At 48.2% G+C, this 13,377-nt stretch carries 9 protein-coding genes; 2 read left to right on the top strand and 7 right to left on the bottom strand.

The window, feature by feature from the left end:
• Positions 1–231: 231 nt before the first annotated feature.
• The 6 genes from STRDD11_RS02845 to STRDD11_RS02870 form a co-directional block, all read right to left on the bottom strand.
• Positions 232–1,458, bottom strand: coding sequence for a type II secretion system F family protein (locus tag STRDD11_RS02845; RefSeq protein WP_128835127.1), 1,227 nt, complete (start codon positions 1,456–1,458; stop codon positions 232–234).
• 3 nt (positions 1,459–1,461) lie between these two features.
• Positions 1,462–2,526 (bottom strand): type IV pilus twitching motility protein PilT, encoded by a 1,065-nt coding sequence (locus STRDD11_RS02850; RefSeq protein WP_128835129.1) that lies wholly within the window; start codon positions 2,524–2,526, stop codon positions 1,462–1,464.
• Position 2,527: 1 nt separating this feature from the next.
• Positions 2,528–4,210 carry a GspE/PulE family protein gene (locus tag STRDD11_RS02855; RefSeq protein ID WP_128835131.1) on the bottom strand — a complete coding sequence of 561 codons (1,683 nt, stop codon included), beginning with the start codon at positions 4,208–4,210 and terminating at the stop codon, positions 2,528–2,530.
• Between the two features lie 185 nt (positions 4,211–4,395).
• A complete protein-coding gene (locus tag STRDD11_RS02860; protein WP_128835133.1) occupies positions 4,396–4,683 on the bottom strand; it encodes a hypothetical protein in 288 nt (95 codons plus the stop codon).
• Between the two features lie 751 nt (positions 4,684–5,434).
• Positions 5,435–8,941 carry an LPXTG cell wall anchor domain-containing protein gene (locus STRDD11_RS02865; RefSeq protein ID WP_128835135.1) on the bottom strand — a complete coding sequence of 1,169 codons (3,507 nt, stop codon included), beginning with the start codon at positions 8,939–8,941 and terminating at the stop codon, positions 5,435–5,437.
• A 659-nt stretch (positions 8,942–9,600) separates the two neighbouring features.
• A complete protein-coding gene (locus STRDD11_RS02870; RefSeq protein ID WP_128835137.1) occupies positions 9,601–10,461 on the bottom strand; it encodes a cation diffusion facilitator family transporter in 861 nt (286 codons plus the stop codon).
• A 161-nt stretch (positions 10,462–10,622) separates the two neighbouring features.
• Between STRDD11_RS02870 and STRDD11_RS02875 the strand changes: the two genes are divergently transcribed.
• Positions 10,623–11,144 (top strand): TetR/AcrR family transcriptional regulator, encoded by a 522-nt coding sequence (locus tag STRDD11_RS02875; RefSeq protein ID WP_128835139.1) that lies wholly within the window; start codon positions 10,623–10,625, stop codon positions 11,142–11,144.
• A 253-nt stretch (positions 11,145–11,397) separates the two neighbouring features.
• Positions 11,398–12,567: a CynX/NimT family MFS transporter gene (locus STRDD11_RS02880; RefSeq protein WP_128835141.1), complete on the top strand. Its 1,170-nt coding sequence runs from the start codon at positions 11,398–11,400 to the stop codon at positions 12,565–12,567.
• Between the two features lie 164 nt (positions 12,568–12,731).
• Here STRDD11_RS02880 and STRDD11_RS02885 read toward each other — a convergent pair whose 3' ends face one another.
• A complete protein-coding gene (locus STRDD11_RS02885) occupies positions 12,732–13,319 on the bottom strand; it encodes a DNA-3-methyladenine glycosylase (protein WP_128835143.1) in 588 nt (195 codons plus the stop codon).
• Between the last annotated feature and the right edge of the window lie 58 nt (positions 13,320–13,377).

The raw sequence follows: 13,377 nt of genomic DNA on the forward strand, positions 1-13,377 counted from the left end.
ACCTTTTTTCTTCAAGTCCTGACGGAATTTTTGCAATTTGTTTAACATTTGAATAGTTCTCCTATTTCTTTTTCATATTTTTTTAATATGTTCGCCCACAGGGGCGGTTGTTTTGTACCTTGCTGGGAGACCCTACAAACTCCCAGCTGGGGTACAGTTCCTAACATTTTATGAGCAAGGCAGACGGTCAGGTCCGCCCTGCGACCTCCTAACTTGTCTAAGGCAAATCGGTTATTGATTTGCCTCAGCACCTGCATCCACAGCATGAGCCAGTTCAAACATTGGCAGCATGACAGAAGCCACGATGCCTCCGATGATGACCCCCATGACGATGATCATGGCTGGCTCCAAGAGTGAGAGCAGCTGCTTGATGGCTGTTTCCAGCTCTTCTTCGTAAAAGTCCGATGTTTTATTGAGCATGGACTCCAGTGAGCCGGACTCCTCACCGATCTTGACCATGGACAGCATCATCGGCGGGAAGAGGCCGGTAGCGGCGATCATCCCTGTCAGACGCTCCCCTTTCTGCAGGCCTTCATTGGCTGTTTTCAGCTTATCAATGACGACGGCATTATTGGTCGTTGCGGCCGCAGACTCGATAGCTTCGACCAGAGGAATACCGGCGCTGGTCAGAATGGCCAGCGTGCTGGCAAAGCGGGCAGTGATGATCTTCTGCATCGGCCCCTTGATGACCGGCAGCCAGAGCTTGAGCTGGTCCAGCTGGTAGCGGCCTGTCTCCGTACTGCGGTAGCGCAGGAAGAGAAAGACCAGAAGTCCTGTCACGCCAAAGAGGATATACCAGTAAGAGCGGACAAAGTTGCTGGCAGCAAGGACGATCCGCGTCGGCAGCGGCATAGCCATGCCGCTCTGCTCAAAGATCCCTGAGAAGCTGGGGATAACCACATAGAGCAGGGCCAGAACGGCAGCCACAGCCAGAAAGGCCAGAACTGCGGGGTAGATCATAGCTCCGCGGATCTGCCGGCTGGTCTTGAGCTCCTTGGTGTAGTGCTCCGACATCTTTTCCAGCACCTCGTCCAGCTTACCGGTCTTTTCACCGGCCTGGATCATGCGGATCAGGAGATCGGGATAGAGCCCTTCCTGGTCCAGCATGGCCTTGGACAGCTGATTCCCTTCTTTCAGGCTCTTACTGATGATTTTCAGACTGGCCTTGAGATTCTTGGCATCCGACTGCTGCTCCAGGATATCCACCGCATTGTTGAGGGGGATACCGGAGTTGAGCATGACGGACATCTGCTTACAGAAGAGTGAGATGTCCTTGAGCTTGATCTTCTTGCTTTGGAAGAGAGTGATCTCCTTGGAGCCCATGACCTTCTCTTCGATGCTGATGGGCTTGCCCTTGAGGCGGATCCTGTTGACAGCGTCTGTCCGAGACGGTGCATCCACCTCCAGAGTGACCACACCTTGCTTACCATCTAAATATTTACAAACATACAGTGTCATGTGCTAGCTCCCTACTATTCCCAGTGCTTTTTCGACCTGAGCCCTGTCTACTGAGTAAGACAGCAGGGTTCTCTGGTCGATGACATTGCGGCGGTAGAGACTCATGAGCGAAGCATCCATGGTAATCATGCCCAGCTGCGATCCGGTTTGGATCGGCGTCAGCAGCTGGTGGGTCTTCCCTTCGCGGATTAGGTTGCGAATGGCCGGCGTCCCCAGCATGATTTCAAAGGCGGCTACCCGGCCCTTGCCGGTCGCAGTCCGCATCAGCTGCTGGGAGACGACGCCTTCCATCACGGCTGAGAGCTGGACGCGGATCTGCTCCTGCTGCTCGGCCGGAAAGACGTCGATGATCCGGTCCATGGTGTTGACAGCACCGACCGTGTGGAGGGTTGACAGGACCAAGTGACCGGTTTCTGCAGCCCGCAGGGCGATTTCGATCGTTTCCTTGTCCCGCATTTCTCCGACCAGGATGACATCCGGGTCCTGACGCAGGGCCCCTCTCAGGGCATTGCCGAAGCTCTGCGTATCTGCTCCCAGCTCACGCTGGTTGACCAAGCATTTATTATGCGTGTGCATGTACTCGATCGGGTCCTCGATGGTAATGATGTGCTCACTGCGCAGGCTGTTCATGTAGTTGATCATGGTCGCCAGCGTCGTTGACTTCCCGCTTCCTGTTGGTCCGGTGACCAATATCAAGCCCCGGCGTTTTTCGGCCAGCTTTCTGATGACCGGCGGCAGTCCCAGCGATTCCATGCTTGGAATGTCCTTGGGAATGACCCGCAGGGCAATCCCGCAGTTGTTTTTCTGTTTAAAGATATTGACCCGCAAACGGTAGCCGTTATCAACCTCGTAGGCACAGTCCACTTCGCCGACTTCCAACAGATGAGCGATCTGCTTCTCTGTCAAGATCTGCTTGGTAAAGCGAACGGTGTCCTCATTGGTCAAAATTGTATTGCTGAGCTGGGTTAACCTCCCGTGCAGGCGCATGGTGGGCTCGGCATCGACCGTAAAGTGGATATCCGACGCACCTGCTTCGATGGCCTGCTTAATTAACTCATCCAAATTCATCCTAAACTTCCCCTTCCAGACTAAAGGCAATCTTCATCGCTTCTTCAATCGTTGTAATCCCCTGTTTTGCAGTATCGATGGCTTCCTCGGCCAGATCCCGCATTCCATTTTTCTTGGCTTCTGTCCGAAGCTGAGCTGTTGTTCCACCGTCATTAATTAGTGATTTTATCTCCCTTGTCACTGCCATAATTTCGTGGATAGCTATCCGTCCATAATATCCCGTGCCGCTGCAGTAGTTGCAGCCGCGCCCGCGATACATGGTGTCTCCCTTGTGAATTCCGATTGCTGCATGAGCATCTGTCTCTACAGTATATTCGGTCTTGCACTTAGGACAGATACGCTTGATCAAGCGCTGTGCGATAATGCCGACTGTCGCCGTTGAGACCAGATAAGGCTTGATGCCCATATCGACCAAACGGTTGACCGTACTGGCTGTGTCGTTGGTGTGGATAGTCGAGAGAACGACGTGCCCGGTGATAGCGGCCCGAACCGCGATACTGGCTGTCTCTTCGTCCCGAATCTCCCCCAAGAGAACGATGTCCGGGTCCTGACGCAGGATACTCCTCAGACCACTGGCGAAGGTCAGTCCGGCTTTATTATTGACCTGGACTTGGTTGACACCTTCCAATCGGTACTCAACCGGATCTTCAACCGTGATGATATTTTTTCCTACATCATTGAGCTCTCGGAGCGCTGTGTAAAGAGTGGTCGTCTTTCCGCTTCCTGTCGGACCGGTCAGGAGGATGATCCCTTCCGGTGCCTTGAGGATTTCATCGAAAATCTTTTCATTGGCTGGCGAGAAGCCCAGCTCCTCCTTACTGAGGAGAGTCGCATTCCGGTTCAAAATCCGAATAACGATTTTTTCCCCGAAGACTGTCGGCAATACGGAAACCCGCATGTCCACATCCCTGCCGTCAATGGTCGTTTCAATCCGACCATCCTGAGGAATGCGCCGCTCAGCAATGTCCAGACCGCTCATGATCTTGATCCGTGTCGCGATGGCTGAGTGGGTGTTGGCTTTCAACTGCATGTTTTCCACCAAGGTCCCGTCAACCCGGAAGCGGACACGGACGGTCTTTTCAAAGGGCTCGATATGAATATCGCTGGCCCGGGTCTTAATCGCCTGACTGATAATCGAGTCAATCAGCCGAACCACCGGAGCGTTTTTGATTTCGAGGTCTTCTTCCATGACCTCATCTTCCATACCGAAGCCTTCGATCTCAGTCGCTGCCTGCTGGGCTTCTTCTCCTTTGGAATAATACTGATCGATATACTTCTCAATATCATCCCGGAAAGTTACATAAGCTTCTACCGCCATTTTGGAGACGATTTTCACATCGTCCAGAGCGATATAGTTGCTTGGGTCTGCCATCGCAACTATCAGTTTTGGTTCTTCTTCCTCTGCTCCATCTGAAAAAGAGATTGGAATCAATCCATGACGTTTAGCAACTTTTTCCGAAACCTTCTCGACAGCTTCCTTTTCTATCACAAACTGCGATAGATTGACATGAGGTACACGGTAGTAGTAACTCATGACTTTGAGCATATCTTCTTCTGTCACATAGCCTTTGCTGATTAGATATCTTTCTAATGGCATATTTGATTGTGGCATATCTTGAAGAATTTCTTCTTTTTGAGCTGCCGTTATCAGATGAAATTGAACCAAGATAGCAATTAAATCCATTGATTATTACTCCCATCTATGATTCTTAAAAATCATTTTGCTTTCTTAAATATGCTTTAAAGATAACAGCTTTAAAAAAATCTTCTTCGCTTAAAAATTCCTTTAAGGTTTTTTTAAGGTTCTTTCGTTAGGCTAAGAGTATAAAATTTTACAAAAAGAACAAAACTATATAGTTTATAGAAGCTTTAAGCGGTATCTGCCTGATAGTCACAAGAAAACGGCTCTTGAAGCAATCCAAGGATTGACGACGGAACGATTTTTTTATTTATCAGCCAAGGCGCAAAAAACCAATGCCAAAACATTTGCTTTCGCGCGTCCGGATGCTGCTCAAAGCAGCTTCTTTTGTAAATTTCCTCATGCTTAGTGAGACAGGTTAAACCGTGTGTGTGAAGTTGAGTTTTCCCTGTTTCAGCCAAGCGGCCGGCACCGTAAGGTAAGTTTCTTATCTTGCGGTGTTTTTTTCGTCTTTTCAACTAGATGGACTTCTGTCAGGCCCGTCCTCAGACTATTTTGAAATCCCATCCGGCCAGCCGAAGCCAGCGGCGTGTGAAATCAAAGCAGAAAGAGAAACAGCAGCCAGAGACAGCTTCCTTGTCTATTGATCAGACTTCCTTTATCGATATGCATACAATAGTAGGAAATGTTAGGAACAAAACAAAATTTGTCATTTAAACATTTTCCTAATACAGTATATGATAAGATTGACACGATGTCAACACATTTGCCTCAAAAAAAATGAAATTCCACAAAAAACTTAGAAGAACCAGCGAAAACACTGGGTTTTCACGATTAAAATAATTTTTTTACGGGCCTTCTTTTCCAAGAGGAGCGCAGTCAGACAGACAGGAAACCCTGCCGTCGTCATCTCCAGCTCTCAGTCCAGCAGTGTGACAGAATGCTGCGGCCTGAGCGGCTGACCGACATACCACAGGAAGGCGCTTGAAGACAGGACATCATCAGCCTTGTCCGCATACTTCCTTACTCAATAGTATATGTCAAAAAAAATGCAATGTCAATGCTTTTGCACTGATTTTTAACTAAAAAATCTCTCCAAAACTGCACATTTTTTACAAGCTGTCTATTTTCACCAATAACGCCCCCGAAGTTAGAAAAGGGCGAATTTTCAGACAGAGAAGTGGTGGTGGATGCTAAAAAAGGAACCAGAAAATGAGAATTCTGGTTCCTTATAATAGTGAAGTTCATCTACATCTGAATAATCAATGTTTAGACCGCACCATATCTGTCAAAATCATATAATTCTGGATCTCTAAGCCAGTCTTCACGCCTCACGAAGGGCTGCCAAGGCAGACTTTCCCAGTCAACTTCTGGAGCAGTTAAATAGGTTCTTTCTGCCTGACCAATAGTCATAGCTGACCTACCTTTTTCTATATCTCCATACTCATAAAGAAAGTTAGACCCTTGCAAACTATAGAGAGATATTGTCGATTCCAATCTTTCAGTTTCTGGGTCAACTCTGTAAATTCGATAATTTGAAAGTTTTTTACCATTGTATGTGCCATTATACGTGTCTTCATAGCCTGAATAAGTTCTTATCGAACCATCATCCAAAATTTTAACATCACTATAGCTGGCATAGTCTATAAAATACATCCCATTTGCAGGCGCTAAAACCACTGATACAATTTTTCCATCCAATAAATAGTATATTTCTGGACTTCCATCTTTATTAGCATCATATAAAGTGTAATAAATAGGTTTGTTATCTACATTGCTATGGAAAGCATGATAGTGGGCTGTTTCTATTGGAATATCTGGATAAGTATACGGCCCACCTGCCAACTCCCATTTTATCCATGGGTATTTGTTAATATCAAAAAGCAGTTCACCAATCTTAATATTGGTGATAGGGCGTGTTGGCTCAAGTCCTCGGTAACCCGTAGTTGGTTCCCCATCTTCATTATCATTTGAAGAGCTGGATGTGTCATCTCCAACGCTGCGATAGTCTTCCTCGGTCATTGGCTTGGCATCTTTGAGTTTGCGCTTGCCGCTGTCTGGTTTGTAAGTTCCTTCAGCTAAAGGATATTCAAAGAAGCGTTCATTCTTGAGAAATTTTCCTTTGAGCTTGAGGCCTGCAAAACCGACTTCATAGCCCATGGTCAAATCACCAAAGAGGATCACATGACCGCTGGCTTCCTCTAGCTTAGGCGCCTGCAGATTTTTCTGGCTTACCTTAGCATTAAAGGCTCCATCCAGACCGAGACCAACCGCTACATCAAAGGAAGCAGCCGATAGGTTTAAAAATCCTGGTTTAAAGACGGCTAATGGACCGACTTTGACCTGTCCGGACATATTTAAGTCCAATTCATTCTCCAGCTGAACCTGCTGTTCAAAGTAAGCTTCTCCATCTTTGACACCCAGCTCTGCCGCCAAGTCCAAATCACTCTCTGTACTGATATTGAACTTTCCTTTGGCATCTACAAAGACATAGATGTCCGTGGTGATAGTCGTACCATAATAGGTTGTGAAGTGAACGGTCAATAATTTCTTTTTGCCGCTAAAGCTGGCTTCCTTGGTAAAGTCAGTAGTCAGGTTGAAGTTCAGAGATGGGCGGACATAAACATGTGGCGATTGGCCAAATGACCAGTTGAGTTTGCTTTCTACTTTACCGGTAATTTTAAAGGCAACATCAACGCCGCCGATTTTCTTCTTCCAGACACGTCTTGCTGCCGCTTCCGCTGAAATCGAAGCACGGTTGCCCAAGCTATCATCTTCACCTTCGACCATGGTCGTACCTTCAGCCAAGACCACTGTGCCTTCCGAGAAGTCAAACTCGGTTTGCACATCAATTTCTTTGGCAACTTCTTCTAGACTGGCATTGGTCACCGTCAGGATTGTCTTGCCGTCTACAATTTTAGAAGACATAACCTTAAAGGCGAAGCCGGTCGGATAGCTGCCGCTGGCTGGCAGGACAATGATATCTCCCGGATTGAGCTTTTTCTCCTCGGGGAAGATGACCTGATGGGCCGCTTCATCTACCTGATAATCTACAATATCCAGCTGGACAACAGATGGATTGAGGACTACTTTGCCATTGGTATCTGAGTTATTGCGTCCCAGAGAAAACTGACCCAAAATGTTGTGAACTTGGAAGTCATTATTGCCATTGGCCGTAATGCTAGCCTCAAAATCCTTACCATGCAGGGTATAGGTCTTGCCCTTGGTCAGATGGACATAGAAGTAGCCATCGCTGTCCGTCTCAAAGGTCTGAATCTCCCTTCCATTTTCTCTCAGACTGACTTCTCCAAACTCCATACCTCTGCCTGTGAGATTGGAAAGAGCATAGCCTGAAACTAAAATTTCTTCAGAAGATTCTTTTTCTGACGCATTGTCAGAACTTGTATTTTCATCCGTTTTATCAGAAGATGGCTTGTCGTCATTAGACGACTGGTTACTATCTGCTGACGGTTTATCTTCCTTGCCGCCATCTGTTGAAGAGGCTGTCGGGTCTGTTGCAGTTGAACTAGAACTACCAGCACTTGTATCTGTCTGAGTACCTGACTCAGATGTGCCTGAATTGTCCGTTTCTGAAACAACTGGTCCTGTATTTACAGCGGATGAATCTCCTGTAGAAACAGTTGCGCTATTACCAGAATCAGCCGATGGTGTCGGTAGGCTGCCACTATCTGCTGGAGTGCCCGTATCCGTTACTGCTGCACTGTCTCCGCCTGGAGCAACAGAAGCGCCGCTATCTATAGACGGGACTGTAGGAACAGCCGCATCTGAGCTAGACGCAACAGTACCTGTGGTGGTGTCCACGACTCCTGTATTGGTGTCGGAATCCGTCACAGGTGTGCTTGAGCTGCTGGAATCAGTTGACACCGAGCCATTATCTGTCACAGGGACAGTCACAGCTGAAGATGATGGCGTGGTATCTACCGAAGACTGGTCGCTACTAGATACGGTCGTAGTCTGTCCGCTATCTGTAGACGGAACCGACAGGCTGCTGTCGGACGAATCTGAGCTTACATCGCTTGTCACAGGATGGCTCGATACTTGGTCTGTAGCAGACGATGACGAGCTGCTGCCGGCTGATGTTGAGACTGATAGGCTCGCACTCGATGAACTGCTGGCCAAACTTGCGGACTGGTTTACCAAAGATGCTGGAGCAGATGACTGAGCTGCTACTGAACTAGACGATGATGTGTTTGCCAGACTGCCATTATCCGCCTCAGCTTGATAGTAAACAGCCAAATGCACTGGGACATCCTGATTAAACAGACGCACAGTTTGACTAACCTCAAGTAAAGAGCCCGTCAGCGTATTGGCTGATACTAAGACCGTTCCAAGCACACTGCCTGCCAAAAGCAGGAGCGTCAGGAAAACTTTTCTTGAAGCACTGTATTTCCATAGGAAAAGACCTAGGGCTAACAACGCAAAGCCAACTAGCGAGAAAAGAAGTATCTTTTCACCAGTTTTGGGCAGAATTCCTGTCTTGTTCTGCTTGACTCTGACCGTGAACTCATGAGACTGGCCAGCCTTTAAAAGCGTTTTCTCAGGCAGTTGGCCGTCCGGCTGATAACCTTGCGGTAGATTGAGCTGGTAGTTTACATCACTCATATCGCTGTTGCTTTGGTTTCTCAGAGTCACTGACAGCTGATTCTGGCCGTCGCTGCTGATATCTGCTTGAATCATCTGATCTGCAGCAACGCCCTGCTGAAAACCAAAAATCATTGCTAAAAATAGCAATATACTAAACAGTTTCTTTTTCATTTTACCTCCTATTTTATTTTTAGAGAAAGGCAGATTTTCTCAATAACTAGTATATGATAGATAAATATCTTTGTCAATATAATAAATAATTAATCGAATAAATGGATTTTATACTATATTTAGTAGATTTTAAAACAGAAACTAGTTAGAAGTATTTTCCCATTCCAGCTCCGTGGCTGGGCACAAAAAAACAGCCCTGAAGCTGTGAAACTACGAATCTTTCATGACTTAGGCGCTCTCAAAACCGTCATACCAGACTTATAAAAACGAAAGACAGCCCGAAGCATCGGACTGCCCAAGTATATGCCGCAGCGATATACCCCTATTCGATAAGGTTATTTTAACACATTTGGTAAATGGTTGCAACAAGAAAGACGAATATATTTATAATGATACATAAGAAATAAGGGTGTCTAACTTCTGATTAGAGTTCATTCCAAGTAGTAAGCCATATGTTGAATTTGGTATTTTCCCAAACAATTTTTCTTTTGCCCGCTTGAAACGGTTAAGATAAACTTTCAATTCCCTTTTGCTAAAACCTTGTTTTTCAGCACAGGCTTTGATTATCAACCTATTTTAACATTCCACAGACTGTCTCTAAGACCTGCATCCCCTGACTCGGCCTGTGTTTAACAGCATATGGGGTTAGCCAGAGTGCATCACTCTCCGCCTAAGCAGCATTCCTCATGCTTTTCTTGGCTTTCATCGGTCTGGATGGTTGCCTTGGTGATGCCGTAGGCCTGCAGTTCTTGGCGGAGAGTGTTTTGGGTCTCTGCCAGCAGGGCAGGATTTTCCAGACAGATGTGAATCATGGCAAATTTTTCCAGACCGTCTGTCGTCCAGACATTGAGCTGGGTGACTGCCTGAACATTTTCTACCGCCAGCACCTCCCCATAGAGCCGGCTCAGGTCCACATCACTGGGCACATGATCCAGAAAAATCTTGATATTGTCCCAGCACTTTGGCAGGGCCTGACTGAGGATAAAGCCAGCAATCGGGAGGGACAGCAGCGGATCCAGGAAATACCAATCGGTGAAGCGCAGCACGATAGAGACGAGGATAACGGCCACCCATCCTAGGATGTCTTCTAGGAAGTGCAGGCTGAGAATCGACTCATTATGGCTGTGACCGTGGCTGACAACCCTGCTGGCCGCCAGATTGACCACAATCGCGACAATCCCCAGCACCAGCATGCCGTCATAATTGACCTTCTCAGGCGCAAAAACCTTGGGAACATTCTCGATGATGACCATGATGGAGCCGAAAATCAGAATCACCGAGGTCAGCAGAGCTCCCAAGAGACTGTAGCGCTTGTAGCCCAGTGTATAGTTGCCGTCTTCTTTCTTATTGGAAATCTGTTCAAAAAAGGTGGAGAGACCGATGGCCAGAGCATCTCCCGTATCATGAACAGCGTCGGCCAGCACCGCACTGGAGTTGAAGAGCAGGCCAAAGACAAACTCCAGAATGGCAAAGGAAAAATTCAACAGAAAGGCGATGGTCATATTTTTACTGGATTTCATGGCTGGCTCCTTTGTCAAATCAGGCAATGTTATAGTATAATATATTCAAAACAGAACACCTTGTTTGATTCTATTATCCAACATTTCAAGAAAGGAAACAAGAAGCAAAGGAGAGGCTTTGTCCATTACGGAACAATCCTGCTCTTTTGTCCGGAATCGCTATGGACAGACGAGTCAAAAAATCACGCGCAGCCATTTACCAAGCCTTTATCAGCCTGCTCAATCAGAAAAGCTATGAAAGCATCACGGTACAGGAAATCATTGACTTGGCGGATGTAGGGCGGTCTACTTTTTACGCCCACTTTGAGACCAAGGAAGCCCTGCTGGAAGAACTCTGTCAGGATCTTTTTCAGCATACCTTTATCGAACGCCCGGAAGGCGGCGATCTCTTTGATGCCACTGCTCATATTTTCCACCATTTCCGCAAAAATCAGGACAGGATTGCAACCCTGCTCCTGTCTAAAAACTCTTACTTCACCAATCGCCTGAAGATTGAGCTGGAGCATTATCTCTTTCCCCGGATTCAGGAGCAGCTGCTACAGACCAAGGCCCAGCTGCCCGAGAACTTTCTGAAAAACTATGTGACCTCCACCTTTGTAGAGACAGTCAGCTGGTGGCTGCAAGAGCGGCAGCCTGTGCCCGAGACCATCATCACCCGATATTTTTTGGACCTGATGGACTAGCCCTATACCATTTCTGACAGCTCTGTGGTATAATCATTCTTGCCTTATATAAGAAGAAAATCAGCTGGATCGGAGCCAGCTGCTTGGCAGTGAAACCGGCTCCTCTGAAGGCTCTGTTCCGTCATCTACAGAAGGACGCGGCTTTGATCAGATAGTCTATAAGAATCCTGACGATGACAGGATACCGCCAGGCTTCGTTCTGCTCTGGTCATCTTTGATTTTCTTTGTATCTATTTACTTTTTAGGAGATGCTATGAAAAAAAATCATTCCGCTTTTCTGCTGCCGGGCATTATGATGCTGGGCATTGCCCTGCGGACACCTTTTACCGTCCTGCCGATTGTCCTGACCGACATCGCTAAAGGACTGCAGGTCCCCGTCAATTCCTTGGGGCTTTTGACCAGTCTGCCCCTCATCATGTTTGCCCTCTGCTCGGCTTTTGCCCCGCGGCTGGCTCAGAAGGTCGGACTGGAAAGGCTCTTTAGTCTGGTGCTTCTGGCACTGACACTGGGCTCGCTCATTCGGATAGTCAGTCTGCCCCTGCTCTATGCCGGCACCATTATTCTGGGCGCTGCGATTGCTATTTTAAATGTCCTGCTGCCCTCCGTCATTCAGGCCAACCAGCCTCATCGGATCGGCTTTCTGACCACTCTCTACATCACTTCCATGGGGCTCTCGATTACGCTGGCTTCAGCTGCGGCAGTCCCCATTGTCAAGGCCAGTTCTTGGCGGGGGCTGATTCTGGTACTGACCCTTGTCTGCCTGCTGGTCCTCTTGGTCTGGCTGCCCAACAGCCGGCACAACCACCGCCTGACCAGCAAGAGCCATGACAGCCAGCTGGGAGCGCTCCTGAGAAATCCCAAGGTCTGGGCGCTGATTGTCTTTGGCGGCCTGCAGTCCCTGCTCTTTTACACCGCCATGACCTGGCTGCCGACCCTGGCGCTGCAGGCCGGTCTGTCAAAGGATGCGACCGGTATGCTGGCTTCGGTCTTCTCCCTCATCAGCCTGCCCTTCTCCATGACCATTCCCAGTCTGACAGCACGCCTGTCAGCTCAAAAGCGCCGCATCATGATCAGCCTGGTGGCTGCTTCCGGTCTGACAGGGATTGCTATGCTGCTGATCAACACGGATTCTTTTATTTACTGGCTGATTCTCAATCTGCTGATCGGCATTTCGGTCAGCGCTCTCTTCCCTTATCTCATGGTGACTTTCTCACTCAAGACCAGCACGCCTGAACAGACAGCCCAGCTCTCCGGTCTGGCCCAGACCGGTGGCTACATTCTGGCCGCCCTAGGCCCCAGCCTGTTCGGTTTCAGCTTTGATGTTTTTCAATCCTGGACACCGGCCATCATCGTCCTCTTTGTCCTGACTATTATCATGACACTGACTCTCTTTTATATCGAGAAGTTCGAGAAAATTTTATAAATGACGAGGCTCATCCTAAAAAAACGCTTGGAAATTCCTAAGCGTTTTTCTAGTCCATCAAGAGCAAAGAGCGAAGCAGGAAGCCAGGCGCTGGTCTTTTTCCCGGCCCAATCCGATAGGCTGCGCTGCTTGCCTTCCTGCTCGCTTCAAAATTTCTCTTTTCTTCATTTGCCGGCCTTTTCCCAAGTATCCTCATCTGCCAGCAGGCCTGATTTGGAAATTTTTGACACATGGCGGTTGCCGGCGACATAAAAGCCCAGCGGCTGATCCCGCCACCTGTCTGTACAGGTGACACCGATACGAGGCCGGCTGCTGATCTGGACGGGCCGGCGACCCGCTGCCAGCTGCAGACTGGAAGCCGCTAGATTTTGCCCATCAAAGTGCTTGTCAATGCCGGCAAATCGAGTCAGCTTGCCCGGACCATTGGCCAGCAGCCGGCCGTCTGGCAGCTCCAATGCTCGGATAAGAACGGCCTCTGCCACTCCCTCTCCCTTGGTCACAAGATTAAGCATCTGATGGCCGTAAATCTGATAGACATACCAGTGCCCGGCGGGCAAATACATGGATGCATTCTTAGGGGTGCGGCGGCCGCCGGCAGAATGACAGGCGCTGTCCTCACTGCCCAAGTAAGCCTCCGTTTCGACAATGCGGCCAAGGACGGCTCCGTCTAAGAGAAGGCTCATGCCGAGAAGTGCTTTAGCCGTTGCGGCGGTGTCCTGCTGCATCAGCTGCTGAAATTCATTTGATAGCATAAAAGTATTATAGCAAAAAGAAGCAAAAGAGGACAGACAGAGCAGGATTTTCCTTGTT

The organism is Streptococcus sp. DD11 (genome assembly GCF_001578865.1).
Lineage (GTDB): Bacteria > Bacillota > Bacilli > Lactobacillales > Streptococcaceae > Streptococcus > Streptococcus panodentis.